Annotated in this window: 27 protein-coding genes; 13 read left to right on the top strand and 14 right to left on the bottom strand. The window is 72.3% G+C overall.

Going from position 1 to position 23243, the window contains the following annotated elements:
* Window positions 1-21: 21 nt before the first annotated feature.
* Complete coding sequence (locus ABZ385_RS22565) at window positions 22-816, top strand: hypothetical protein (RefSeq protein WP_358912852.1); 795 nt, start codon at window positions 22-24, stop codon at window positions 814-816.
* Between the two features lie 39 nt (window positions 817-855).
* Entirely contained in the window at window positions 856-1701 is an 846-nt protein-coding gene (locus ABZ385_RS22560; protein ID WP_358912850.1) for a fused MFS/spermidine synthase, read from the top strand.
* Here the strand turns inward: ABZ385_RS22560 and ABZ385_RS22555 are convergent.
* Window positions 1663-2991: an MFS transporter gene (locus ABZ385_RS22555; RefSeq protein ID WP_358585581.1), complete on the bottom strand. Its 1329-nt coding sequence runs from the start codon at window positions 2989-2991 to the stop codon at window positions 1663-1665. The two genes, ABZ385_RS22560 and ABZ385_RS22555, sit on opposite strands and share 39 nt — an antisense overlap.
* A 113-nt stretch (window positions 2992-3104) precedes the next feature.
* Window positions 3105-4208 (bottom strand): hypothetical protein, encoded by a 1104-nt coding sequence (locus tag ABZ385_RS22550; RefSeq protein WP_358585580.1) that lies wholly within the window; start codon window positions 4206-4208, stop codon window positions 3105-3107.
* A gap of 197 nt (window positions 4209-4405) precedes the next feature.
* Between ABZ385_RS22550 and ABZ385_RS22545 the strand changes: the two genes are divergently transcribed.
* Together ABZ385_RS22545 and ABZ385_RS22540 are read left to right on the top strand one after the other, a co-directional pair.
* Window positions 4406-4849 carry a DUF4442 domain-containing protein gene (locus tag ABZ385_RS22545; protein WP_358585590.1) on the top strand — a complete coding sequence of 148 codons (444 nt, stop codon included), beginning with the start codon at window positions 4406-4408 and terminating at the stop codon, window positions 4847-4849.
* Between the two features lie 102 nt (window positions 4850-4951).
* Window positions 4952-5623, top strand: coding sequence for a DedA family protein (locus tag ABZ385_RS22540; RefSeq protein ID WP_358585578.1), 672 nt, complete (start codon window positions 4952-4954; stop codon window positions 5621-5623).
* 1 nt (window position 5624) lies between these two features.
* On the opposite strand, the gene ABZ385_RS22535 is transcribed toward ABZ385_RS22540, so the two are convergent.
* Window positions 5625-6158, bottom strand: coding sequence for a gamma carbonic anhydrase family protein (locus ABZ385_RS22535; protein WP_358585576.1), 534 nt, complete (start codon window positions 6156-6158; stop codon window positions 5625-5627).
* A gap of 134 nt (window positions 6159-6292) precedes the next feature.
* On the opposite strand from ABZ385_RS22535, the gene ABZ385_RS22530 reads away from it, so the two are divergent.
* On the top strand, window positions 6293-7084 hold the full coding sequence (locus tag ABZ385_RS22530) for an acyltransferase (RefSeq protein ID WP_358585574.1): 792 nt from the start codon (window positions 6293-6295) through the stop codon (window positions 7082-7084).
* A 169-nt stretch (window positions 7085-7253) separates the two neighbouring features.
* On the opposite strand, the gene ABZ385_RS22525 is transcribed toward ABZ385_RS22530, so the two are convergent.
* Entirely contained in the window at window positions 7254-8117 is an 864-nt protein-coding gene (locus tag ABZ385_RS22525; RefSeq protein WP_358585572.1) for a DMT family transporter, read from the bottom strand.
* A gap of 105 nt (window positions 8118-8222) precedes the next feature.
* Between ABZ385_RS22525 and ABZ385_RS22520 the strand changes: the two genes are divergently transcribed.
* Complete coding sequence (locus tag ABZ385_RS22520; RefSeq protein WP_358585570.1) at window positions 8223-8807, top strand: XRE family transcriptional regulator; 585 nt, start codon at window positions 8223-8225, stop codon at window positions 8805-8807.
* Between the two features lie 21 nt (window positions 8808-8828).
* Here the strand turns inward: ABZ385_RS22520 and ABZ385_RS22515 are convergent, their stop codons facing one another.
* Window positions 8829-10025, bottom strand: a complete 1197-nt coding sequence (locus ABZ385_RS22515) for a CaiB/BaiF CoA-transferase family protein (protein ID WP_358912848.1) — start codon at window positions 10023-10025, stop codon at window positions 8829-8831.
* Between the two features lie 111 nt (window positions 10026-10136).
* Window positions 10137-10541, bottom strand: coding sequence for a RidA family protein (locus ABZ385_RS22510; protein ID WP_358912846.1), 405 nt, complete (start codon window positions 10539-10541; stop codon window positions 10137-10139).
* A 221-nt stretch (window positions 10542-10762) separates the two neighbouring features.
* Between ABZ385_RS22510 and ABZ385_RS22505 the strand changes: the two genes are divergently transcribed.
* Both ABZ385_RS22505 and ABZ385_RS22500 read left to right on the top strand, forming a co-directional pair.
* Window positions 10763-11527 carry a GNAT family N-acyltransferase gene (locus tag ABZ385_RS22505; protein WP_358912844.1) on the top strand — a complete coding sequence of 255 codons (765 nt, stop codon included), beginning with the start codon at window positions 10763-10765 and terminating at the stop codon, window positions 11525-11527.
* Window positions 11524-12339, top strand: a complete 816-nt coding sequence (locus ABZ385_RS22500; RefSeq protein ID WP_358912843.1) for a lysophospholipid acyltransferase family protein — start codon at window positions 11524-11526, stop codon at window positions 12337-12339. Before ABZ385_RS22505 ends, ABZ385_RS22500 begins: the two co-directional genes overlap by 4 nt.
* Here ABZ385_RS22500 and ABZ385_RS22495 read toward each other — a convergent pair.
* Both ABZ385_RS22495 and ABZ385_RS22490 read right to left on the bottom strand, forming a co-directional pair.
* Window positions 12317-13381 (bottom strand): chitinase, encoded by a 1065-nt coding sequence (locus ABZ385_RS22495; RefSeq protein ID WP_358912918.1) that lies wholly within the window; start codon window positions 13379-13381, stop codon window positions 12317-12319. The genes ABZ385_RS22500 and ABZ385_RS22495 overlap by 23 nt on opposite strands.
* 169 nt (window positions 13382-13550) lie before the next feature.
* Entirely contained in the window at window positions 13551-14006 is a 456-nt protein-coding gene (locus tag ABZ385_RS22490) for an Lrp/AsnC family transcriptional regulator (protein ID WP_358700172.1), read from the bottom strand.
* Window positions 14007-14184: 178 nt separating this feature from the next.
* Between ABZ385_RS22490 and ABZ385_RS22485 the strand changes: the two genes are divergently transcribed.
* Both ABZ385_RS22485 and aspA read left to right on the top strand, forming a co-directional pair.
* A complete protein-coding gene (locus ABZ385_RS22485; protein WP_358912842.1) occupies window positions 14185-15204 on the top strand; it encodes an asparaginase in 1020 nt (339 codons plus the stop codon).
* Between the two features lie 319 nt (window positions 15205-15523).
* Complete coding sequence (gene aspA / locus ABZ385_RS22480; RefSeq protein WP_358701202.1) at window positions 15524-16933, top strand: aspartate ammonia-lyase; 1410 nt, start codon at window positions 15524-15526, stop codon at window positions 16931-16933.
* A 51-nt stretch (window positions 16934-16984) separates the two neighbouring features.
* Here aspA and ABZ385_RS22475 read toward each other — a convergent pair whose 3' ends face one another.
* Both ABZ385_RS22475 and ABZ385_RS22470 read right to left on the bottom strand, forming a co-directional pair.
* On the bottom strand, window positions 16985-17668 hold the full coding sequence (locus ABZ385_RS22475) for an HAD family phosphatase (RefSeq protein ID WP_358912840.1): 684 nt from the start codon (window positions 17666-17668) through the stop codon (window positions 16985-16987).
* 46 nt (window positions 17669-17714) lie between these two features.
* The gene (locus ABZ385_RS22470) at window positions 17715-18197 is read right to left on the bottom strand and encodes an Lrp/AsnC family transcriptional regulator (protein WP_358585557.1); all 483 of its coding nucleotides are present in this window, start codon (window positions 18195-18197) and stop codon (window positions 17715-17717) included.
* 113 nt (window positions 18198-18310) lie between these two features.
* Here ABZ385_RS22470 and ABZ385_RS22465 point away from each other — a divergent pair, with 113 nt between their 5' ends.
* Together ABZ385_RS22465 and ABZ385_RS22460 are read left to right on the top strand one after the other, a co-directional pair.
* On the top strand, window positions 18311-18583 hold the full coding sequence (locus tag ABZ385_RS22465; protein ID WP_358912839.1) for a hypothetical protein: 273 nt from the start codon (window positions 18311-18313) through the stop codon (window positions 18581-18583).
* A 137-nt stretch (window positions 18584-18720) separates the two neighbouring features.
* Window positions 18721-19248 (top strand): SRPBCC family protein, encoded by a 528-nt coding sequence (locus tag ABZ385_RS22460; RefSeq protein ID WP_358585556.1) that lies wholly within the window; start codon window positions 18721-18723, stop codon window positions 19246-19248.
* A 53-nt stretch (window positions 19249-19301) separates the two neighbouring features.
* Here ABZ385_RS22460 and ABZ385_RS22455 read toward each other — a convergent pair whose 3' ends face one another.
* The 4 genes from ABZ385_RS22455 to ABZ385_RS22440 form a co-directional block, all read right to left on the bottom strand.
* On the bottom strand, window positions 19302-20027 hold the full coding sequence (locus tag ABZ385_RS22455; RefSeq protein WP_358697060.1) for an endonuclease/exonuclease/phosphatase family protein: 726 nt from the start codon (window positions 20025-20027) through the stop codon (window positions 19302-19304).
* A 100-nt stretch (window positions 20028-20127) separates the two neighbouring features.
* Entirely contained in the window at window positions 20128-20694 is a 567-nt protein-coding gene (locus ABZ385_RS22450; RefSeq protein ID WP_358912837.1) for a DinB family protein, read from the bottom strand.
* 123 nt (window positions 20695-20817) lie between these two features.
* Window positions 20818-21357 carry a hypothetical protein gene (locus ABZ385_RS22445; RefSeq protein ID WP_358912835.1) on the bottom strand — a complete coding sequence of 180 codons (540 nt, stop codon included), beginning with the start codon at window positions 21355-21357 and terminating at the stop codon, window positions 20818-20820.
* A gap of 386 nt (window positions 21358-21743) precedes the next feature.
* A complete protein-coding gene (locus tag ABZ385_RS22440) occupies window positions 21744-22334 on the bottom strand; it encodes a TetR family transcriptional regulator (protein ID WP_358912833.1) in 591 nt (196 codons plus the stop codon).
* 73 nt (window positions 22335-22407) lie between these two features.
* Here ABZ385_RS22440 and ABZ385_RS22435 point away from each other — a divergent pair, with 73 nt between their 5' ends.
* On the top strand, window positions 22408-23235 hold the full coding sequence (locus ABZ385_RS22435) for an SDR family oxidoreductase (RefSeq protein ID WP_358585546.1): 828 nt from the start codon (window positions 22408-22410) through the stop codon (window positions 23233-23235).
* The last annotated feature ends 8 nt before the right edge of the window (window positions 23236-23243 follow it).

The following is a 23243-nucleotide window of genomic DNA, read 5'->3' as shown; positions in this document are numbered from 1 at the left end:
CGCCGGGGAAGGAGTGCCGGCGTGCCCCTCACCTCCATCGAGATCCTGCGCCGCCGCGTGACCCGGCTCGACGCGGCGGCGGACCCGGGCGCCGGCACGGGCGCCCGGCTCCGCCACTTCACCTCCGTCATGACGGCCTCGACCGAGCCCGAGATGACGGCCCTGGCGGGCGGCCCGGCCGTCCTCACCCCCGCGGAGGTGGGGGAGGCGGACGAACTGGCCGCCACCTGCCTGCTGCTCGCCCGGCTCGCCCGCGACGAGGAGAGCCTGGTCCGCGGGCCCCTCGACCGGACCCGGCAGCACTGGATCGGCACCGCCCCCCACGCCCTGGCGCCGCACCGGCACCCCGCCCCCGACCCGGGCCGGTTCACCGCGCCCGGCGAACACCCCGGACCACCCGGCACGAAACCGTTCCACCTGGGGCTCTACACCTCCACGGCACGGCACGACGGGCCCGGCATGTGGCGCACCTACCTCGACATCGGCTCCACCCTCCACCCCCGGCCCTGGCAGACCTGGCACCTGCCGGTCACCGCCCCCGCCGGCGACATCCTCGACATCGGCGGCGCGGGCGACTGGGCCGCCTTCGTCGGGCGCTACCCCCTCGTGCACGGCGACGACGTCCACCCCGACTGGGCCGCCGCCGCCCGGGATCACGCCGGGATCCACATGACGCTGCGGGCGATCGTCGCGGCCCAGGGCTTCCGCGTCCGGGTGCCGGCCGGCCTCGCCGCCGCACCCTTTTGGGACATCGAGTCCACGCTGTGGCTGCGCTGGTGCTTCGCCGCCCCGCGCCTGGCCGAGGTCACGCCATGACGGACGGGACCGGGCCGGCGGGCGGGCACAATGGAGCGCGTGGACGAGCACATCCCCGTGACCCGCGACGTCGATCATGGCGTCGCCAAGCTGATGCCCGACGTCGACCGGGCACGGGCCTGGCTGCTCACCGTCGACGGTGCGCCCCAGTCGTACGTCGACCTGGACGAGCCCACCCATCTGGAGTTCGAGTACGCGCGCAGGCTCACCCACGTCCTCGACACCGCCGCCGGACCGGGCCGGCCGCTCGACGTCCTCCACCTCGGCGGCGGCGCCCTCACCCTGCCCCGCTATGTCGCCGCCACCCGCCCCGGCTCCCGCCAGGACGTCGTCGAGGCCGACCGCGGGCTGCTCCGCCTGGTCGCCGAACGGCTGCCGTGGGAGCCGGACTCGGGGATCGACGTGCACGGGGCGGACGCCAGGCAGTGGCTCGACGCGGCCCCCGACGACAGCGCCGACCTCCTGGTCGCCGACGTCTTCGGCGGCTCCCGGATACCCGCGCACCTCACCACGGTCGCCTACGCCCGCACCGCCGACCGCGTGCTGCGCCCGGACGGGATCTACGCGGCGAACCTCGCCGACGGCGCCCCCTTCGCCTTCCTCCGCTCCCAACTGGCCACCTTCGCCGAGGTCTTCGCGGAGCTCGCGCTGATCGCCGAACCGTCCGTGCTGCGCGGCCGCCGCTTCGGGAACACGGTCCTCGTCGCCGCGCACACCCCCATCGACGTCGCCGCCCTCGCCCGGCGCGCGGCCGCCGACGCCTTCCCCGCCCGCGTCGAGCACGGCGAACCGCTGCGGCGCCTCATCGGGGACGCGCGTGCCGTCCGCGACGAGGACGCCGTCCCCTCACCCGAGCCGCCCGGCGGCGCCTTCGGCATCGGCTGAGGTCCCGGCGATGGCGTCCGCGGAACCGCCGGCACGCGGCGCGGGCACCGGTGCCATCTCCTTCGTACGGCGCGTCAGGCGGCGCACGTCGGGAACGAACAGGACGGCCGCCGTCACCAGCACCACCAGCACCGCGCACCCCCACAGCGACGCGGAGCGCCCGAACGCGGACTCCGCGGGACCGGCGAGGGCCGTCGCCAGCGGGACCATCGCGATCGAGCCGAACCAGTCGTAGGCGGCGACGCGCGACAGCTTCTCCTCCGGGATCTCCTGGTGCATCGCGGTCATCCAGGACACGCCGAACACCTCGATCGCCACGCCGCTGACGAACATCACCGCGGCGAGCCCGGCCACCGGCAGCGGCACGGCGAGCGCCGCCGAGGGCGCGGCCAGCGGGAAGACGCAGAGGGTGCCCGCGAGCAGGAGCCGGCGCGGCCGCCACCGCGTCATCAGGAACGCGCCGCCGACCGTACCCGCGCCGAACGCGCCGAGCGCCAGGCCCCACGGCCCGGCGCCGCCCAGCTCGTCCCGCGCGACCAGCGGCCCGAACACCGACTCGGCGGCGCCCACCACCGCCACCACGACCGAGAACTGCGCCACGATCGACCAGAGCCAGGGGCGCCCGGTGAACTCCCGCCAGCCCTCCCGCAGGTCGGAGAGGAGCCCGCCGCCGGGCGCGCGCGCCGGGATGTGACCGACGTCGAGGAAGGAGCGCAGCGCGCCCGCGACGGCGAACGCCACCGCGTCCACGGCGAGCACCCAGCCCGGGCCGATCGCCGCGACCAGCAGCCCGCCGAGCGCGGCACCGCCGAGGCCCGCTCCCTGCATCGCCATCCGGTACATCGCGAACGCCCGGCTGACCTGTTCGCCGCTGACCGAGGACATCAGCATGCCCTCGGCCGCGGGACCGAAGAAGGCCTGTCCCACGCCGCCGAGGCCGGTGAGCAGCATCATCTGCCACAGCTGCGGCTCGCCCGCGACGACCAGCACGGCGAACGCGGCCTGCGAGAGGCAGTTGAGGGCGTTCGCGGCGACCATCACGTGGTGGCGCGGCAGCCGGTCGGCGACCGCGCCGCCGATGAGCAGGAACAGGACGAGCGGCAGCGTCCGCGCGGCCGCCACGAGCCCGACGTCCCCGCCGTCGCCCCCGGCGTCGAGCACCGCGAACGCCGCCGCGATCAACGCCCCGTGGCTTCCGAGGTTCGTCACGATCGCGGCGGCGGTCAGCAGCGTGTAATTGCGGCCCGCCCACGAGGGGCGGCGGCGCGGCGCGGGAGCGGGAGTCGTCACCCGGGGACTATCCCCGGCGGTGGACCGACTTGCCAAACCGATTCTTCAGTGGCTCAGAGGTGAACCGGCTCGGCGTCGGCCCGCGCCCGCACGGGCCCGGAGGGTGCGTCGGCTCACGACTCCTCGGAGCCCGCCTCGCTCCACCGGACCGTGGAGAGGATCTTCTTCACCGTCGCGTCGGACAGCTCGTCCTTGACGCCCTTGGCGCCGTACAGCGTCCAGGCCACGTACTCACCGGCCTCGTTCTTGAAGGCGAACGTGGTGGCCTTGCCGTCCGAGTCGCACTTGGCGGACGTGGCGGTGCCGGACGTCGTCGAGGTGGCGACGCTGCCCTTGATGCCCGACTCGGTGGTGAAGTCCTCCACCTTGCCGATCTTGATCTTCTTCTTGTCGGCCTTGGTCTGCTCGGTGTAGCCGCCGTAGACCCACCAGGCCGAGTCGTTGCGCGCGATGTCCTTGGTGTTCTTCGCGCCGTTCTGGCCCTTGGTGCCGACCGCGGCGAGCTCGGTGTCGTCGGACGTGCCGTCCTTGTCGTCGTCGGACGTGCACCACTTCTCTTTGTAGATGGCGGGCGCCGACATGCCGATGATGGCCTTCGCGCCCTTGTCCTTGCGGTCGTCGAAGCCGATGAACGTGTCCGGGGTCCTGAGCACCCAGTCCGCCGGGACGTCGAAGGCGGTGCCCCACTTGGGGTTCACCACGACCTGCCAGCCGGGGATCGTCGGCTTGTCCTCGCCGCCCTCACCGCGCTCGTTGCCGCCGCCGGTGGGCGTCGGGCTCGGCTTCTCGGTGGCGGACTTCGACGGCTTTGCCGGGGCCGCCTTGTCGTCCTTGTCATCTTTGTCGCCGCCGAGGACGAGGAAGCCGGTGACCCCGGCCGCCACCACCACGGCCAGCGAGGCGACGATGGCGGTGATCTTCGTCTTGTTGCCGCCGCCCCCGCCCTGGCCGCCGCCGCTGTGCTGCGGCAGTCCGGCGGCCGGTGTCGGAGCGGACCACTGGGACTGCTCGGGCTGCGAGAACGCTCCCGGATGCGGCTGCTGGTAGCCGCCCGCAGGCGCTGCCGGCGGCTGCTGCGGATAGCCCCCCGGCGGCTGCTGCTGATACCCCGGCTGCTGATAGGGGTTCGGCTGCTGGTAACCCGGCTGCTGATACGGGTTCTGATTCTGGTCCTGCGGGTTCTGCTCGCCCCCGGGCGGCTGCTGTTCTGGCCACATGGCCAGTAACCATAGAGGTGCCCGGGGGAGAGGTGCCACGGGCGTCCCCGCCTACGCCGATCGCGCGGCGGGAACGTACGGCGAAAGCGGGGAAAAGCGTCAGGATTCCCTCCCGCTCCCTTCCGTCGGGCGGCCGGCCGAGGGCCTGGCCAATGGGGCTACTCATGGGTAACATCGCGGCCATGAGCGCAGACCAGATGTCGATCGGCGAGATGCTCGCCGCCACCGTGCCGATGGCCAGGACCCTGAACCTGGAGTTCCGCGAGACCGCGCCGGACAAGGCCGTGGTGGCCCTGCCCGACCAGAGCGAGTACCACAACCACGTCGGCGGCCCGCACGCCGGCGCCATGTTCACGCTGGGCGAGTCCGCGAGCGGGGCCATCGTCCTCGCGGCGTTCGGCGCGCAGCTCTCCCGCGCCGTGCCGCTGGCCGTCAGCGCCCAGATCGCGTACAAGAAGCTGGCCATGGGCCCCGTGACGGCGACGGCCACCCTCGGCCGCCCGGCCGACGACGTGATCGCCGAGCTCGACGCGGGCAAGCGCCCCGAGTTCCCGGTCGCCGTCGAGATCCGGCGCGAGGACGGCGCGGTGACCGGGGAGATGACGGTCCTTTGGACCCTGCGGCCCAACGACCCGAGCTGACGCGTTCCTTTCCGGCGAACCGGGGCGGGTAGGCTCGCGGCGTGCGCGGCCGAGGGGCGCGTGCGCCGGGGCAGGCACTGGGAACTACGGGAGGAGCCGGCGTTGCACGTCCAGGAGTGGCTGGAGCAGGTACCGGCCGTCAGCATCTACGCGCTGGTGGGCATCGTCATCGGCCTGGAGAGCCTGGGCATTCCGCTGCCCGGTGAGATCGTCCTGGTCTCCGCGGCCCTCCTCTCCTCCCAGCACGGGGAACTCAACCCCGTGATCCTGGGCGCGTGCGCCACCGCGGGCGCCATCATCGGGGACTCCATCGGCTACGCCATCGGGCGCAAGGGCGGGCGGCCGCTGCTCGCCTGGCTGGAGCGCAAGTTCCCCAAGCACTTCGGCGCGGCCAACGTGGCGAGCGCCGAGCGGTCCTTCCAGAAGTGGGGCATGTGGGCGGTCTTCTTCGGCCGCTTCGTCGCCCTGCTCCGCATCTTCGCGGGCCCGCTCGCCGGCGTCCTGCGCATGCCGTACTGGAAGTTCCTCGTCGCCAACGTCCTCGGCGGCATCGTCTGGGCGGGCGGCACCACCGCGGTCATCTACTACATCGGCGTGGTGGCCGAGGACTGGCTGAAGCGCTTCTCCTACGTGGGGCTCGCCATCGCCGTGCTGATCGGCGTCGGCTCGATGCTGTTCGTCAAGCGGCGGGCGAAGAAGGCGGCGGCCGAGATCGAGGCGGAGGCGGCCGAGGCTCCCGGCGCCGAGCCGCGGCACGTCCCGGTCGCCGACTGAGTCACCTTCCGGCGTGTGCGTCGCGGTGGGCCCTGGCCAGCTCGACGTACATGGTGCCGTTGTGCGAGATGCCCTCGCGCTCCTCGTCGGTGAGCGGCCTGCGCACCTTGGCGGGCACGCCCGCGACGAGTGAGCCCGGGGGCACGCGCATGCCCTGTGGTACCAGGGCCTGCGCGGCGACCAGCGAGCCGGCGCCGATCACCGCGCCGTTCAGGACGGTGGCGCCCATCCCGATCAGGCAGTCGTCCTCGACGGTGCAGCCGTGCAGGACGGCGTTGTGCCCCACCGAGACGCGCTCGCCGATGGTGAGGGGGAAGCCCAGGTCGACGTGGAGACTGCAGTTGTCCTGGATGTTGCTGTCGGCGCCCACGACGATGGGCCCGCCGTCGGCGCGGAGCACCGCGCCGTACCAGGTGCTCGCCCCCGCGTGCAGGGTCACCTCGCCGAGCACGACCGACGTCGGCGCGGTGAACGCGTCCTGATCGATCTTCGGGCTCTTGCCGCCGATGCCGGCGATGAGTGCCTCGTGGCCCATCGGATGTCTCCCTCTTCGGTACGTCGTCGCGCCTGACGGCACGGTACGGGACGCGGGGGCCGGCGCGGCCGCGTGGGGTGAAGATCACAGGCCGGGGGCCTGCGGGGCAGGGTGGCACTGAGTAACGTGAGCGCGTGCCGACGAACAAGAACACGTTCTCATCCCTTGCCGCCGCGCCGCGCCGTCTAGCGCAGCGCGCGGTCCACTCGGGCTGGTCGTGGGTGCGGCGCACGGGCGCGGTGACCGCCGCGCACCCGGGACGGCTGCGGTTCGGCGCGATCGGCGAGGGCACGAAGCTCGCCTTCCCCCAGGGCACCGTCTTCGGTGAGCCGTGGATACGGCTCGGCGACCACTGCATCGTGGGCGAGCACGTCACACTCACCGCGGGGATGATGCCGGACCTCGACCTCGGACCCGACCCGATCCTCCGTATCGGCAACGGTGTCGTGCTCGGGCGCGGCAGCCACGTCATCGCCGACACGGCGGTGACGATCGGCGACGACTGCTACTTCGGCCCCTATGTGTACGTGACGTCCACGAACCACTCCTACGACGATCCGCACACGCCCATCGGCAAGCAGTGGCCGCGGATGGACCCCGTGGAGATCGGCCCCGGGTGCTGGGTGGGGACGGGCGCGGTGATCCTGCCGGGGGCCCGCATAGGGCGCAATGTGGTGGTCGCCGCGGGGGCGGTCGTGCGGGGCGAGGTCCCCGACCACGCGGTGGTGGCGGGTGCGCCGGCCCGCGTCGTGCGGACCTGGGACGCGCAGGCGGGCTGGCAGCCGCCGCTGCGTACGCCGGCGCCGGTGCCGATTCCCGACGGGGTCACGCCGGAACAGCTCGTCGCGCTGGGGGAGTTGGCGGATCAGGGGGAGCTGGAAGAGCTGGAAGAGTTGGGGGAACCGGGGGAGTCGGGCAAAGGGTGAGGCCGGCAAGGCCGGCGTCGGGTCTCGTGTCGGCCGCGCGGCCGCCGTGGCTTGCCGCGTGGGTCCCGGCGCCTCTCGTGGGCCGCTGTCAGCCCGCCGCGCACCGCGCGGTTCCCCCGCTGATCGCACCGCAGAAGTCGCCTCGCCGCGTGCTCCTCGCGGGGCGCTGTCAGCTCGCCAGCAGTACCGTTCCCACCAGTGCCAGGCCCGCTCCCGCCGCCTGGATCCCCCGCAGCCGCTCCTTCAGTACCGCCCGCGCCGCCAGTGCCGTGACCACCGGGTAGACGGAGGACAGGACCGCGGCGACGGTGACCGGGCCGTGTTGGGCCGCCACGGAGTACGTGCCGTTGGCCGCGACGTCCGCCAGGCCGACGAAGGCGAGGGCCGGGAGCGCGGCCCACAGGACGCCGGACCCGGTGCCCTCGGGCAGCGCCGCGCCGCCGCGCCGCACGGAGACGTACAGGGCGACACCGCCCGCCGCCACGTTCGTCACCCGCTGCACGAAGAGCGCGAGGAACAGCCCGGTCAGGTTGCTCGACGCCTCGGAGATCAGCGCCATGACGCCGCCGAAGCCGAACGCCGCGAGCAGCGTGAGGAGTACCGCCCGCCGCCGCACGGGAGCCCCGCGCAGCTCGGGCCCGCCCGCGAGCACGATGCCCGCCAGCGCCACGGCGATCCCCGCGAACTGCGCGAGCCCGGGCCGCTCGCCGAGGAGGAGGCCGACGCCGACCGGCACGGCGACACCGAGCGAGCCGAGCGGCGAGACGACGCCCATCGGGCCGAGCGCGAGGGCCTTGTAGAACGCGAGCATGGCGACGGGGCCGACCAGCCCCGCGCCCACCGCGAACCACAGCCGGGGCCCCCACTCCGTCCACCCGCCGGTCGCCACCACGATGGCGCCCAGCACGAGCACGGCGACCGCCTGCGAGGCGACGACCACCGTCAGGGCGGGGATGCGCCGGGTCAGCACACCGCCGCCGAAGTCGGCGAGGCCCCACAGGAGGCTGGTGGCCAGGGCGAACAGTGCGGTCATGGAGAGGGCCTCGCAGTACAGTGTCGTGAACCATCGGGAACCATCAGGTGCACCACACGGTAGTTCAATATCCTGAACTCTGTCATCCAAAATATTGGACGGAATGTGTCGGACCTCGACCAGCTGACCCAGTCGCTCGCGCGCAACCTCAAGCGCTGGCGCAACGAGAGGGGTTTCACTCTCGACGCCCTCGCGGCCCGCGCCGGGGTGAGCCGCGGCATGATCATCCAGATCGAGCAGGCCAGGACCAACCCCAGCGTCGGCATCACCGTCAAGCTCGCGGACGCGCTGGGCGTCAGCATCACCACGCTCCTGGACTACGAACAGGGCCCGCACGTCCGGCTCGTGCCGCCGGAGCAGGCGGTGCGCATGTGGTCCACCGAGGCGGGCAGCAGCACCACGCTCCTGGTCGGGGCGGAGGCGCGCGGCCCCTTCGAGCTGTGGTCCTGGCACCTGGTGCCGGGCGAGGGCAGCGCCTCCGACGCGCACCCGCCGGGCACCATCGAGCTGCTGCACGTCTCGCGGGGCGAGCTGACCCTCGTCGTGGACGGCGTCGAGCACCTCGTCACCGCGGGATCGGCCGCCACCTTCGAGGCCAACGTGCCGCACGGCTACCACAACAAGGGGCCCGAACCGGTCGAGATGACCATGTCGGTCTCGGTGCCGCCCGCCCACGCGGCCTCGTACTGACGGCTCAGACGTCCAGGGCGCTCACCCGCAGACCCCTTCCGCGCGCAGCCGGGCGATGTCGTCGGGGCCGTGGCCCAGTTCGGCGAGGATCGCCCCGGTGTGCTCGCCCGCTTCCGGCACCGGGTCCATGCGCGGGACGACCCCGGAGAGGGCGGCCGGCGGCAGCAGCGCCTGCACGGGCTCGGACGTGCCGGGCACGCGGATGTCCTGCCAGCGGCCCCGTTCGGTGAGTACCGGGTGGGCGAGGAACTCGTGCACCGAATTGACTCCGGCGTTGGCGATCCCGGCCCGGTCGAGCAGCTTCATCGCCTCCTCGCTGCCGAGTTGGCAAAAGCGTACGGAGATGAGCGCGTCGAGCGCCTCGCGGTGCGCCACGCGGTCCGAGCCGGTGGCGAAGCGCGGATCGTCCGTCAGCTCGGGGCGGCCGAGGAACTGCCCGCACAGCGCGGCCCATTCGCGTTCGTTCTGCACGGACAGCAGCACGTCCTTGCCGTCGGACGCGGTGAACGGGCCGTACGGGGCGACCGTCGCGTGCCGGGCGCCGACACGGGGCGGCTGGATGCCGCCGTACCGCGTGTAGTAGGCGGGCTGGCTCATCCACTCGGCGAGCGCGTCGAAGAGGGAGACCTCCACGGTCGGGGCGCGGCCGGTCGTCGCCCTGGTGAACAGCGCCGCCAGGATGCCGCTGTAGGCGTACATGCCGCCCGCGATGTCCGCCACGGAGATGCCCACGCGCACCGCCTCGTCCTCGGTGCCGGTGAGCTGGAGCAGCCCGGTCTGGCACTGCATGAGCAGGTCGTACGCCTTGCGGTCCGCCCAGGGGCCGTCGGTGCCGTATCCGCTGACCGTGCAGGGGATGAGGCGGGGGTGGCGCTCCTGGAGCCGCTCGGCGCCGAGGCCCAGGCGGTCGGCGGCGCCCGGGGCGAGGTTCTGCACGAACACGTCGGCGCCCGCGAGCAGTTCCTCCAGGATCTGCCTGCCGCGCTCCGACTTGAGATCCAGGGTGAGCGACTCCTTGGAACGGTTGAGCCAGACGAAATAGCTGGCCTGGCCGCGCACAGTGGTGTCGTAGCGCCGCGCGAAGTCACCGCCGTCCGGCCGCTCGACCTTGATGATACGAGCGCCCAGATCGGCGAGCTGCCGGGTGGCGAAGGGGGCGGCGACGGCCTGCTCGAGGCTGACGACGGTGATACCGGCGAGGGGAAGGGGAGGTGGCATGCGGCGTTTGTACGGCGCTGACCCCGAGCGGGTCAATGGCGGCCCCCGGCCGACGGCCGGAGTCGCGCACCCCGCGAGGCGAACGCGGCACCGCCCGACCGGCGTCCGCCGCTAAGGACGTACCGCCACCGCGTCCACCTCGAACAGCATGCCGGGCAGGGCGAGCGCGGCCACGCCGCTCAGGGTCTGGGCCGGGAGGCGGTCGCCGAAGCGGGCGTGGAGCGCCTTGCCCAGCGGGGCGAGCCTGTCCGGGCCGTGGTCCACCATGTAGGTGCCGAGCCGGACCACGTGCTCGTATCCGAGGCCCACCGCCTCCAGTGCCGTCCGCAGCCGGTCCAGGGCCAGCTCCACCTGTGCGGCGAAGTCCCCGGGCACGGCGGCGCCCGTGGCGTCCGAGGCGTACTGGCCGGCGATGAACACGAGCTCGCCGGGGGCCGCTACGGCATGGCTGTAGCCGAACGGCTTCGGGTCGTGGAGGGAGGCCGGATTGGTGATCGTGCGCTGATCGCTGGTCATGTCGGCTGAACGTCCCGGCGGGCCCCGCTCATTCCGCGAATGCGGGCCGGGCACACGGCGGCGTGCCGTTCCCGACGTGCGCCGGACGTGCGGGCGACGCGCGTCCGAAGCGTGCAGTTCAGTCCGCGCCGCCACCGTGCTGAACGTCCCCAAAGTCGAACGTCCCCGAACGCGCCTCGCGCCCCGCGTCCCCCTCGCACCGAACCGAGAACGGAAGTGTCATGCCCTCGACATCAGTCGTTTCGACGGCCGCCGGTTCCTACGTCACCGCCATCGCGGACACCGCCGATCAGATCAGGGCCGCCCAGCGGCTGCGCCATCGCGTGTTCGGCGAGGAGCTGGGCGCGACGCTCGACACGCCCCTGCCCGGCCACGACATCGACGCCCACGACGACCTCGCCGACCACCTCATCGTCAGCGACACCGCGACCGGCGGCGTCGTCGGCACCTACCGGCTGCTGCCGCCCGGCCGAACCGAACGGTCCTACTCCGACGGGGAGTTCGACCTGAGCGCCCTCGCCGGGCTGCGGTCCGCCACCGTCGAGGCGGGCCGCTCCTGCGTCCACCCCGACCACCGCTCGGGGGCCGTCATCAACCTCATGTGGTCCGCCCTCGCCCGCTACGTCCTGCTCGCGGGCCACCGGTACCTGGCGGGCTGCGCCTCCGTACCGCTCGCCGACGGCGGCCGGGCCGCCTCCAGCGCCTGGCTGCTGGGCACCACCAAGCACGCCGCGCCGCCCGAGCTGCGCGTCCGCCCCCGACGCCCCTGGACCCCCACGGCGCCCGCCCCCGAGCGCCCCGTCCCCGGCGACCTGCCGCCGCTGCTGCGCGGCTACCTCCGCCTCGGCGCCTGGATCTGCGGAGCACCCGCCCACGACCCGGAGTTCGACGTCGCGGACTTCTTCGTCCTCCTGGACACGGAGCGGCTCAGCGCGCGGCACCGCCGCTACTTCCTGGGCGAGGACGCCCCGGGCGGGCCGCGGTGAACCCCGCCGGCCCCTGGGCGCTCGACCCCGGCTGCCCGGCCAGCTGCGCCACCGACCCGGTGACCCGGGTGCCGCGGGCCGAACTGGTCCGCCGCTACGTCGCGTTGGTCGGCGTACTCGTCCGGGCCGCCGCGCGGGGCGAGCGGCTCGCCGAACCCCGGCTGCTGCGGGCCGAGGCGCGGGCGGTGCTCGGCGCACTCGGGGTGCGGCTGGAGACAGGGGGCGCGAGGTGCCTGAGCGCGCCGGACGGCACGGGTGTGGGCACCCTCGTCGTGGCGAACCACATCTCCTGGCTCGACGCCGTCGCCCTGCTCGCCGTGGAGCCGGTGCGGGTCCTCGCCAAGCGGGAGGTCGGCCGGTGGCCGGTGGTCGGCACGCTGGCCCGGCGCGCGGGGACGCGGTTCATCGACCGGGGCGGCAGCCCACGCCGACTCCCCGACATGGTCGAAGAGTTGGCGGGCGACCTCCGGGGTGGCGCGTCGGTGCTCGTCTTCCCCCAGGCGACGACGTGGTGTGCCGCGGCGGGCGGCCGCTTCCGGCGGGCCGCCTTCCAGGCCGCGGCCGACGCGGGCGCGCCCGTGCGGCCGGTGACGGTCGCCTACCGGCAGGCCGGCGCGCCCACCGCGACGGCCGCCTTCCTCGGCGATGAGGACTTCACGACCTCGCTGCGCCGGGTGGCCGCCGCCCGCGGCCTGACCGTACGGATCACGGCGCACCCGCCGGTCCGGGGCGCGGACCGGCGGACACTGGCCGCCACCGCCAGGCAGGCGGTCACATCAGCGTTTCCTGTCACCGGCCGGCGAGCTGGGTGAGCCGCTTGACGTTGTCCCCGAACGTCCACCCCTTCGACCCGTCCCAGTTGATGGACCACGTCATCAGGCCCTTCAGGGCGCCGTTGTACGTGTTCCACGCCTGGGCGACCAGGCTCGGCGACATGTGGCCGCCGCCCGCGCCGGGCTGGGCGGGCAGGCCGGGGACCTGTTTGTCGTAGGGGACCTTGATGGTGGTGCCCTGGACCACCAGGCCCTTGTTGAGGCAGTCGGTCTGGGCGGTGAAGCCCTGGACGGTGCCCGCCGAGTAGGAGTCGCCGGAGCAGCCGTACATGCTGCCGTTGTAGTACTGCATGTTGAGCCACCACAGGCGGCCGTTGTCCGCGTACTTCTTGATGATCGGCAGGTACGCGCCCCAGATCGAGCCGTAGGTGACGCTGCCGCCGGTGACGTACGCGGTCTCGGGGGCCATCGTGAGGCCGAAGTTCGCGGGCATGCGGGCCAGTACGCCGTCGATGATGCGGACGAGGTTGGCCTGCGAGGCGGAGAGCTGGTTGATGTTGCCGCTGCCCACGAGGCCGGTCTCGATGTCGATGTCGATGCCGTCGAAGTTGTACTTCTTCAGGATCGGCACGATCGTCTCGACGAAGCGGTCCGCGACCTTGGCGGAGCTGAGGTCGATGCCGGCCGCCGCGCCGCCGACGGACATCAGGATCGTGGCGCCGTCCGCCTTGGCCCGGCACATCTCGTCGGGTGTCGCGACCTTCACCGTCGAGTCCATTCCGTCCTCCCACAGGACCGTCCCGTCGGAGCGGATCACGGGGAACGCGGCGTTGACCACGTTGTAGCCGTGCTGGCGTATCCGGGAGTCGGTGATGGGGGTCCAGCCGAAGGGCGGGTGCACGCCGTTGGCCGCGCCGTCCCAGTTCTCCCAGTAGCCCTGGAGGACCTTGCCGGTGGGTCTCGACTTGACGGCGCAGGTGTCGGCCCGGGGCGTGGCGGAGGGGGCCGCCGCGGCCGCCGGGAGCTGTGCGACACAGGCCAGTGCCAGGGCGGTCCCCAGCAGGCGTAACGTCCGACCGATCACGCTGTGCTCCTTGGGTGCGAGGGGGGAGGAGACGTGCGTGGTGCGAAGCGTCACGGTAGGAAGGACCGGACCCGCCGTCAATAGGTCTGTACCAAATAGGTCTGTACCAAATGGGTCCGCACCAAGGGGGGCCAGCCCGCCCGAAGTGGCCCTTCGGTGGGGGCGGTCAGCCGTCCACCGGCAGGCCTTCGGGGTCCTTGATCCGCTTCATGATGATCTGCGAGTTGACCTCCGTGACCCCCGCGAGCGCCGTGAGCCGTTCGATCCACAGCCGCTCGTACGCCGCGAGGTCCGCGACGGCGATGCGCAGCAGGCACCCCGGACTGCCGAACAGGCGGTACGCCTCGATCACGTCCGGGATCTCCTGGAGCGCCGCCTCGAAGGCCTCGACCGTGGCGCGGTCCCGGCGCACCTCGATGGAGACCAGCACCTCGAAGCCCCGGCCCACCGCCTCGGGGTCGACGACGGCGCGATAGCCCTGGATCACGCCATCCAGCTCCAGCTGGCGCACCCGCCGCAGGCACGGGGACGCGCTCAGACCGACCCGCTGGGCCAGCTCCTGATTCGTCAGCCGGCCGTCGCTCTGCAGCTCGCGCAAAATATTGCGATCGATCTCGTCCATGGCGCAATTATCCTCTACGAGTGTTGCGCGAGGCGCGGATTTCGGCAAGCACATTGCGCGGTGTTCGAACTAACCTTGCGTAGAGGCCGCCCGCCGTTCGGAGGGCCGTTCGGAGGGCCGGTCGGAGGGCCGGTCGGAGGGCCGAGGAGTCCTCGGGACGCATGGGAGGTACACAGAGGTGGAAGCGCAGGCGCGACGGGTCGTCGTCATCAGCACCGGCGGGACGATCGCCAGCCGCTGGCAGGGGACCGGCTTCGCCGCCGACGCCCCCGGCCGCGAGGTGCTCGCCTCGGCGTCGATACCCCACGGCATAGCCTCCGAGGTCATCGACCTGTTCAACGTGAACAGCCCGCGACTGACCTCCGCCCAGCAGCTCACCCTGCTGCGCACCGTGCACGAGGTGCTCGCCGACCCCGGCGTCGACGGCATCGTCGTCACGCACGGCACGGACACCCTGGAGGAGTCCGCCTTCCTGCTCGACCTGCACCACCACGACCCCCGCCCGGTCGTCTTCACCGGCGCGCAGAAGCCGCTCGGCGCCGAGGACGGCGACGGGCCCGGCAACCTCTACGACGCGCTGCTCACCGCCGCCACCGTGCGCGACCTCGGTGTCCTGGTCGTCTTCGACGGCAAGGTGCACGCCGCGCGCGGCACCGTCAAGACCCAGACCCTCGCCGCCGACGCCTTCGCGGACCCCTCGGGGCCGCGCGTCGGCAAGGTCGGCTTCGGCAAGGTGTCGATCACGCACCGCCCGTGGCGCCCCGAGCCGCTCCCGCTGCCCGCGACCGCCGACTCGCTGCCCCGCATCGACATGGTCATGCACCACGTCGACGCCGACCCGCTGCTCCTGGAGACGGCGGTCGCGGCGGGCGCCCAGGGCATCGTGCTGGTCGCCACCGGGGCGGGCAACGCCACCCCGGAGTTCGTCACCGCCGTCGCGGACGCCGTGGAGCGGGGCGTGCTCGTCGCCCTCACCACCCGCGTCCCCTCCGGCCCCGTCACGGAGATCTACACCCACGGCGGCGCCGTCGACCTCTCGGCCGCCGGCGCCGTCCTGACCGGCACGCTGCGCGCCGGGCAGGCGCGCAGCGCGGTCCTCGCGGCGCTGCTCGGCGCCACCGGCCCGCGGGAGCGTACGGCCGCCCTGCGACGCGTCGTCGGGGAGGCGGCCGTCCCGGCGGAAGCGACGGCGGCCTGAGCGTCCGCCGAAGGCCGTCTGAGCGTCCGCCGAAGGTCGCCTGGGCGTACCGCCGAAGGCCGTCTGAGCGTCCGCCGTAGGCCGTTTGAGCGTCTGCCGAAGACGGCCTCAGCGTCCCGCTGAAGACCGCCCGAGCGTCTGCCGAAGTCCGCCTCAGCGTCCCGCCGAAGACCGCCCGAGCGTCCCGCCGAAGACCGTGCCCGGCCCGCGGGTCTTCGTGATCGGCCTGCGGACCGTCGTGATCAGCCGCGCAGTTCCTCGCGCCCCCGTCGGGGCGCTCAGCCCCACCGCGTACGACCCCCGGAAGAGAACAGCACCCATGACCGCCGCCCCCACCGCCCCCCTCCGCCGCGAGCACGACCTGCTCGGCGACCGCGACGTCCCCGCCGACGCCTACTGGGGCATCCACTCCCTGCGCGCCACGGAGAACTTCCCCATCACGGGCATCCCCATCTCCGTGTACCCGCAGCTCATCGACGCGCTCGCCGCCGTCAAGGAAGCCGCGGCACGCGCCAACGAGGAACTGGGGCTGCTCCCGAAGGCCAAGGCGGACGCGATCGTCGCCGCCTGCCGGGAGATCCGCGCGGGCCGGCTGCACGACCAGTTCGTGGTCGACGTCATCCAGGGCGGCGCGGGCACCTCCACCAACATGAACGCCAACGAGGTCGTCGCCAACCGCGCCCTCGAACTCCTCGGCCACCCCAAGGGCGCCTACGAGCACCTGCACCCCAACGAGGACGTCAACCTCAGCCAGTCCACCAACGACGTCTACCCGACCGCCGTCAAGATCGCGACGATCAGCGCGGTGCACGGGCTGCTGCGCGCCATGGCACACGTGCAGGACGCGTTCGCGGCCAAGGCCCTGGAGTTCCGCGACGTCCTGAAGATGGGGCGCACCCAGCTCCAGGACGCGGTGCCGATGACGCTCGGCCAGGAGTTCTCCGCGTACGCCGTGATGCTCGACGAGGACCGCATGCGCCTCGCCGAGGCCGTCGAGCTGATCCACGAGATCAACCTCGGCGCCACGGCCATCGGCACCGGCCTCAACGCCCCCGCCGGATACGCCGAGACGGCGCGCCGCCACCTCGCCGACATCACCGGCATGCCGCTGGTGACCGCCGCCAACCTGGTCGAGGCCACCCAGGACTGCGGTGCCTTCGTGCACCTGTCCGGCGTCCTGAAGCGCATCGCCGTCAAGCTCTCCAAGAGCTGCAACGACCTGCGGCTGCTCTCCTCGGGGCCGCGCGCCGGGCTCAACGAGATCAACCTGCCGCCGGTGCAGGCCGGTTCGAGCATCATGCCGGGCAAGGTCAACCCGGTGATCCCGGAGGTCGTCAACCAGGTCGCCTTCGAGGTCATCGGCAACGACGTCACCATCACCATGGCCGCCGAGGCCGGCCAGCTCCAGCTCAACGCCTTCGAGCCGGTCATCCTGCACTCGCTCGCCAAGAGCATCACCTCGCTGCGCGCCGCCTGCACGACCCTCGCCGAGCGCTGTGTCGAGGGCATCACCGCCAACACCGAGGTGTTGCGGGCCTCGGTGGAGAACTCCATCGGCCTGGTCACCGCGCTCAATCCGCACATCGGTTACACGGCGGCCACGGAGATCGCGCGGGAGGCGCTCGCCACGGGGCGGGGCGTCGCCGAACTGGTGCTGGAGAAGGGGCTGTTGCCGCCGGAGCGGCTGGCCGAGCTGCTCACTCCCGAGCGGGTGGCCGGCGCCGCCTGAGCGGCGGGGCGCATGGGGCCGGATCAGCGGCGCCCCGCGTCCCTTGGGCGCTCAGCGCGCTGCCAGTGCGTCCAGTGCCGCCCGCGCCGTGAACTCGCTGTGGCCGCCGGGAAACAGCAGTTCCGCGTCCGCGAACGCCTCGTCGTCGGCATGGGCGGCGACGTAGGGGATCGCCACGCACCGCATGCCGGCCGCCCGCGCGGCCACCGCTCCCGGCGCGGCGTCCTCGAAGACCACGCAGTCCGCGGGCTCCGCGCCGAGCAGCGCGGCCGCGGCGAGGAACACGTCCGGCGCCGGCTTGCCGCGCGGCACCTCCTCCGCGGAGACGAGCACGGTCAGCCAGGCGTCCAGGCCGGTGCCCGCCAGGATCGCCTCGATGGCCGCGCGGGAGGACCCCGACGCCACGGCCATCGGCACACCCGCCCCGTGCAGCCGCTCGACGAGCTGACGCATCTGCGGATAGACGTGCGTCTTCGCGCGCGCCAGCTCCAGATAGCGGCGGTCGAGGTCGGCGAGCAGCTCGGCCACCGAGGCCTCGATGCCGTACTCGCGCCGCCACGCGGCGAGCGTCTCGCGGGAACTGATGCCGACGTAGCGCTCGTTGTCGGCCCAGGTGTACTCCCGGCCCGCGAACTGGGCGAGCAGGGCACGCGACGCCTCGTAATAGTTGGGCTCGCTGTCCACGAGCGTGCCGTCCAGATCGAAGATGACCGAGGTCCTGCCGAAGCTGCTCATGCCGTCCAGCATGCCAAAGCCCCAGGTCGGGGCCGTGGGGCGGGGTTCAGCGTGATCCGGCGGCCGCTCTGCCGACCGACTCGACCAGCGGGAGCAGCCGGTGCGGCACCCGCTCCCGCAGGGCCATCTCCGTGCGGGTCCGCACCACGCCGGGCAGCTTGATCAACTGCTGGATGACGTCTTCCAGGTGACCGTTGTCCCGCGCCGCGACCCGGGTCAGCAGATCGCCGCCGCCCGTGATCGAGTGCGCCTCGATGATCTCGGGGACGGCGGCCAGCGCGTCGCCCACCTCGTCCAGATACCCCTGCGTGACCTCGATGTGCACGAAGGCGAGCACGGGGTGGCCGAGGGCGGCCGGCGACAGGAAGGGGCCCGTGCCGGTGATCACGCCGTCCCGCTCCAGGCGGTCCAGCCTCGCCTGGAGGGTCCCGCGCGCGATGCCGAGCACGCGCGCGTACTCGCGCAGGCTGGTGCGGGGCTGTTCGAGGAGCAGCCGGAGGATGCGGGTGTCGAGTTCGTCGACGGCCATGGTCGGAGGTTCTCCCGGGTGAGCGAGGCGGATCGCTGGTGACTGTAGCCGTGGCGAGGGCGAGGGCGAACTCCAGGCCCGACGGACCGCCCCGGGTCGCGCTGCGGGCCGCGATGGAGGCTGCGCGCAAGAACGGCCACGGCCAAAAGACGATGCGGAAATTGCGGGCCGTCACGACGGCGCGGCATGACGGACACGACCCGATGGGCCTCGGAGCGGCGATCGGCACGCTGGTCACCAAGCGCGCGTCCGGGGGCTCGCCCGTCCATGGTCTTGGCGTAGCGGCTGATCAGGTGCGGGTCGGCGAGCTGTTCGGCCAGCAGCTTGCGCAGGCCGTGCAGGGCTTCCGCCTGCTCGACGGGGGGGGTGGCGAAGTCACGTCCTAATTCCTCGTCCACCACAGCCGAGCTCAGGGCACTGACCCCGGTGAACCTTCCCGGTCACGGCACTACTAGGGGAGCGGTACCCTTCCCGCCCAACCTACTGACGGGTAGGGTCAGGGCCGAGAAATGGAGCGCTCCCTATGCCCCGTACATTCACCGTGTCCCGCAGCATCGTGGTCAAGGCATCGCCCTCGGTGGTGTACGAGCAGGTCAGTCGGCCCGCGCAGATGGGCCGCTGGAGCCCGGAGAACCGCGGCGCGACCGTGCCCGGCGCCGACGAACCGGCCGAGGCGGGCGTGGTCTTCGAGGGGCACAACAAGCGCGGCACGTTCCGCTGGACCACGCGCTGCACGGTCACCGCGGCGGAGCCGGGCAGGCGGTTCGCCTTCCGCGTGCACGCGATCGGTCTGAAGCGTCCCCGGCTGCGCGCTCCCATCGCCACGTGGGAGTACCGCTTCAAGGAGGTCGAGGAGGCGGGCGCGGCGGGGACGTCGACGCGGGTGACCGAGACCTGGACGGACGACCGCCGCTCCTGGCCGGACTTCGTGGCGGCTGTCTTCGACCGGATCGCCACGGGCGGCCACACGTTCGCGGTGTTCCAGGCGAGGAACATCGACAGGACCCTGCGCAACCTCAAGAGGGAACTGGAGAGCGACCCCGGCCTCTGACGAAATCTCTGCCGCATGGCGTTGCTGACGCGGTTCCTACCGCGCCGGCAGCGTCACCGTCCCCCACACCGGACGGTGGTCCGAGGGGGTGTCGGTGCCGGTGCCGATGGTGCAGCCGGAGACCAGGTTGCGGGGGACGTGGCGAAGAGGTAGTCCAGCTTGGAGCTGCTCGCCGTGGGTCGGTTGGCAGGCTGGTCACATTCCTTGTGCGGGTCGTACAGCGGCTGCAGGACGGGCACCGTGCTCTGATCGGGCGTGACGGTGGGGGTGGCGTTCAGGTCGCCGCCGATCAGGGTTCGGTAGCCCGATGTCGAGTATGCCGCGGAGCGTTCGGCCATGTGGGCGGCCTGGGCCTGCTGGATGTGTCGTGCCGGGTCGTCGTAGTTGGGGCCGCCGGTGCTGAAGTGGGCTGTGCAAGCCATGACGGCCCAGGAGCGGACGGCGGCGCACAGGGCGGTCCGGCGCTCCTTGTTGTCCGGTGAATCCAGTTCGATCGCCTTGTACCAGATGTTCTCCGCGGGTACGGCGATGGCGACACCGTAGGCCCCACGGTTCTTGGTGCACGTCTTCTGCGCGAAGTGACCCGGGGCGACCTTGAGCTGGATGGGCGCGAACCGCACATCCCACGTGTCCGCCCCGCCGTCCCTGGCCTCCAGTTTGTGCTCCAGGGGCTTGGCCAGTTTCTCGCAGAACTCCTGGAGGAAGATCACATCGGCGTGGGCGGCGGTGGCCCGCTGTGTGACGGTGTCGGTAAATGTGTCCGCCGAGTAGCCGTACATCTCAGACCGCCCCGCCCCATGCCCGAGTCAACGAGACAAGCATGGACCAGTCACTTCGAAGTGCCGTGCTGGTGGGAACGGGTGTGGCGGCCGGCTCTCGTCACTGGCCCACCCTTCCGTCGACGCACTCGCGCAGCAGGTCAGCGTGCCCGCAGTGACGGGCGTACTCCTCGACCCGGTGCACCATCAGCTCCCGAATTGCGATCCGCTCCCTCCCCACCTGCTCCCCCAGGTCCGGGTGCCCGACCAGTGCGGCGTCGGTCGCGGCCTGCTCGCGTTCCAGATCGGCGTACGCGGCGTCAACCACGGCCTGTTCGGCGACAGCTCCGTCGAAGTCCGCGTCCTTCTCGCCGTACAGCTTCGGCAGCGGGTCGCCTTCGTTGATCCAGTTGCGCCAGTCGCGTTCCACCTCTGCGAGGTGCCGGAGCAGGCCGAGCAGCGACATCGTCGACGGCGGAACCGACCGCCGGGCCAGTTGCTCCGGATCCAGGCCCTCGCACTTCATCCGCAGAGTGGTGCGGTAGTTCGTCAGGAAGTCCAGCAATGTCGCAAGCTCGCCCTCCGGACTGTCCTCGTTGTTGCGGGGGTCGTCGGCCGGATCGGCCCACATGTCGGGGTAGACGGTTGCCTGGGTCCATCGCGCGAGTTGATCAGTCATGCGTTGCATGTTGATCTGCGGCAGCCCAAGTCCGCTACCGAGTTCTCATTTCGAGGTGCCGCCATGGTGGCGTCAGGATGAGGGGCCGGTCTCGGCGACGCAGCCCTCCCACAGTGATCCACCGGACAGGACCTAGGGGGCGCGGTACCGGTCGTGGAGAATCTTGACCGTCTCGGTCCAGGCATTGTCGGCCTGCTGGGGCAGATGGTGGCCGGCGTGGTCAGCGAGCTGCCGGTAGACCGGGTGCATGGTCCCCGCCTCCGTAGTGATCAGGGCAGTGAGCAGGGCAGGACGCTGAGGTTTCGCACTGCGGGGGCGCGCAGTGGGCGTTTCCCGGCGCAGCACCTGCACCTGATCGGGCCCCGTCAGCTCACCCAGGCCCTTGACCTGGGCACAGAGGTCGGTGAGGGGCACGGTCTTGCCCAGCCGGGCCGCATGCTCCAGCACGTCCCGTACGGCGTCGGCGAGGCCGGCTCCGTCGAAGGTTTCCGGGCGGGGAGCCGGGATGCGCGGAGAGCGGCCACCCGGCGGCTGAGGGGTGCGCGGCGCGGGGGCGGGCTCTGGGGCGTTCTGCCACTCCTGCACCTGGGAGCGTTGGTCGTCGGTGAGCCAGGCCGAAGCCTGCTCCGCGGCCTGTGCGAGCTGGCTGCGCCGGCGGAGCGTAACGCCCATGCCGTGTGCCTTGTGCCGTGCGAGGACGCCCAGCAGGCGATCGACCTTCTGCAGGGCCTTCCGCTCCTGGACTCGCGGCGGGCCCCGCCCCCCTAGTCGAGCGCGCCCGCTCGGCGGGCTACAGGTCGATGACGCGCACACTCCACCGGCACGAGCCGGCCCCCGGAGGCCCAGCTCGTTTTACGGCACCCACACGGTGGACATTGACGGCGAGCCGGCCACGCCCGATGCCGACGGTTACCAGCCGCTGCGGCTACCCGCCCAGGGCTGACTTGTGGCTGCGCGGCCTACGGTGGCCGGATCGTTCGGTCCTGCTGGCGCGGGTTGGCCGGTCAGGGCCCTGGTGCCCACGCCGGCGAGCGTGGTGGAGCTGGCTGCGGCCGGTTTCAGGTGGGGCGGCGGATGGCCCGTACGGCGGTGTCGTAGAGGTCGAACATGTCGGCCTGTCCGCCCAGGCGGACCCATTCCTCGTTGGCTGCCTGCAGGCAGCTGATCGCTGCGGCTGCGATCGCGCGGGCTTGCAGGGTGCGGCGGTCGGAGTCGGGCAGTCGGGGCTCGATCAGCGGTGCAAACAGGTCTTGCCAGCGGGCTTGCTTCTCGGCGTGTCCGGCGCGCAGGGAATCGTTGCCGAACAGCAGCGTGATGAACTCCAGGCGCCCTTCGGCTGTCATGTCGATCTCCTCGAGCACCTGGAACGCCGCGCGCAGCGCCGTCCAGGCATCCTCGTCGGCCGGGCGCTCGGCGAGGTGCGCGGCGATCAGTTCGCCCTGTTCGTCCAGGCCACTGAGCGCGAGGTCTTCCTTGTTGCGGAAGTAGTTGAACAGGGTCCGCCGGGAGACGCCCGCCGCGGCGGCGACCTCATCGAGGGTCGTGTTGTCGAAGCCCTTGGTACCGAACAGCTCGATGGCGGTCCGGGCCAGCAGCGAACGGACCACGGAGCGGGTCTGCGCCCGGATGGAGGCCGGTTTCTGAGTCATGCACCGATGGTACTTCGTAGCACGCAGTGCATTTACTTGCACTCAGTGCAAAAGCGTGCCTAGAGTGAATGTCATGAACGCCATCGACTACCACCGCCAGACCGTCATCGTCACCGGCGCCAGCTCCGGCCTCGGCGCCGAATTCGCCCGCCAGCTGGCCCGCCGCGGCGCGGACCTCGTGCTGGTGGCCCGCCGGGCGGACCGGCTCGAGAGCCTGGCCGCCGACCTCACCCGTGCCCACGGCGTCACGGTGACCGCCGTCGCCCGCGACCTCGGCCGGCCCGACGCCGGCCGCACGCTGCGCGCCGAACTCGAATCCCGCGGCATCCACGCCACTGGACTGGTCAATAACGCCGGCTTCGGCACCCACGACGCGTTTACCGACGAGGACCCCGACCGCCTGCAAAGCATGATCGCGCTGAACGTCAGCGCGCTGGTCGACCTCAGCCGCGCCTACATCGGCCCGCTGTCCTCCGCCGACACCGGCGTCCTGATCAACGTCGCGAGCCTGCTGGGCTTCCAGCCGACTCCCTACATGAGCGCCTACGGCGCCACCAAGGCATTCGTCCTCAACTTCACCGAATCGCTGTGGGAGGAGGCCCGGGGCACCAACCTGCGCGTCCTGGCCGTGTGCCCCGGCGCCACCCGGACCGAGTTCTACGACGTCGCCGGCAGCTCCGCCGACTACGGCACGAAGCGGGCCACCCCCGAGCAGGTCGTGAAGATCGCCCTCGACACGCTCGACCGCCGGTCCGTGCCCCCGTCGGTGATCACCAACGGCCGGTCAGTCGCTCTCCTCGGAAGGCTCCTGTCGCGCCGCTCGATGGTCCGGCTCATGGGCTGGATGGACCGCCGCCAGCGCCCCCAGCACCCCGTCGCCCTTACTCATGCCCACAGCTGAGGAACACG

This window comes from Streptomyces sp. NPDC005898, assembly GCF_040629635.1.
Classification (GTDB): Bacteria; Actinomycetota; Actinomycetes; order Streptomycetales; family Streptomycetaceae; genus Streptomyces.
Note: the sequence above shows the minus strand (reverse complement) of the source record. Positions and strands in the feature narration are given on the sequence as shown.

Bases quoted from the DNA above. Each gene is read 5' to 3' on its own strand.
- ABZ385_RS22550 (WP_358585580.1), bottom strand. From the start codon at position 4,208: ATGTGGCCAGAACAGCAGCCGCCCGGGGGCGAGCAGAACCCGCAGGAC.
- ABZ385_RS22545 (WP_358585590.1), top strand. From the start codon at position 4,406: ATGTCGATCGGCGAGATGCTCGCCGCCACCGTGCCGATGGCCAGGACC.
- ABZ385_RS22535 (WP_358585576.1), bottom strand. From the start codon at position 6,158: ATGGGCCACGAGGCACTCATCGCCGGCATCGGCGGCAAGAGCCCGAAG.
- ABZ385_RS22525 (WP_358585572.1), bottom strand. From the start codon at position 8,117: ATGACCGCACTGTTCGCCCTGGCCACCAGCCTCCTGTGGGGCCTCGCC.
- ABZ385_RS22515 (WP_358912848.1), bottom strand. From the start codon at position 10,025: ATGCCACCTCCCCTTCCCCTCGCCGGTATCACCGTCGTCAGCCTCGAG.
- ABZ385_RS22510 (WP_358912846.1), bottom strand. From the start codon at position 10,541: ATGACCAGCGATCAGCGCACGATCACCAATCCGGCCTCCCTCCACGAC.
- ABZ385_RS22505 (WP_358912844.1), top strand. From the start codon at position 10,763: ATGCCCTCGACATCAGTCGTTTCGACGGCCGCCGGTTCCTACGTCACC.
- ABZ385_RS22490 (WP_358700172.1), bottom strand. From the start codon at position 14,006: ATGGACGAGATCGATCGCAATATTTTGCGCGAGCTGCAGAGCGACGGC.
- aspA (WP_358701202.1), top strand. From the start codon at position 15,524: ATGACCGCCGCCCCCACCGCCCCCCTCCGCCGCGAGCACGACCTGCTC.
- ABZ385_RS22475 (WP_358912840.1), bottom strand. From the start codon at position 17,668: ATGAGCAGCTTCGGCAGGACCTCGGTCATCTTCGATCTGGACGGCACG.
- ABZ385_RS22470 (WP_358585557.1), bottom strand. From the start codon at position 18,197: ATGGCCGTCGACGAACTCGACACCCGCATCCTCCGGCTGCTCCTCGAA.
- ABZ385_RS22465 (WP_358912839.1), top strand. From the start codon at position 18,311: ATGGAGGCTGCGCGCAAGAACGGCCACGGCCAAAAGACGATGCGGAAA.
- ABZ385_RS22460 (WP_358585556.1), top strand. From the start codon at position 18,721: ATGCCCCGTACATTCACCGTGTCCCGCAGCATCGTGGTCAAGGCATCG.
- ABZ385_RS22455 (WP_358697060.1), bottom strand. From the start codon at position 20,027: ATGTACGGCTACTCGGCGGACACATTTACCGACACCGTCACACAGCGG.
- ABZ385_RS22450 (WP_358912837.1), bottom strand. From the start codon at position 20,694: ATGCAACGCATGACTGATCAACTCGCGCGATGGACCCAGGCAACCGTC.
- ABZ385_RS22445 (WP_358912835.1), bottom strand. From the start codon at position 21,357: ATGGGCGTTACGCTCCGCCGGCGCAGCCAGCTCGCACAGGCCGCGGAG.
- ABZ385_RS22440 (WP_358912833.1), bottom strand. From the start codon at position 22,334: ATGACTCAGAAACCGGCCTCCATCCGGGCGCAGACCCGCTCCGTGGTC.
- ABZ385_RS22435 (WP_358585546.1), top strand. From the start codon at position 22,408: ATGAACGCCATCGACTACCACCGCCAGACCGTCATCGTCACCGGCGCC.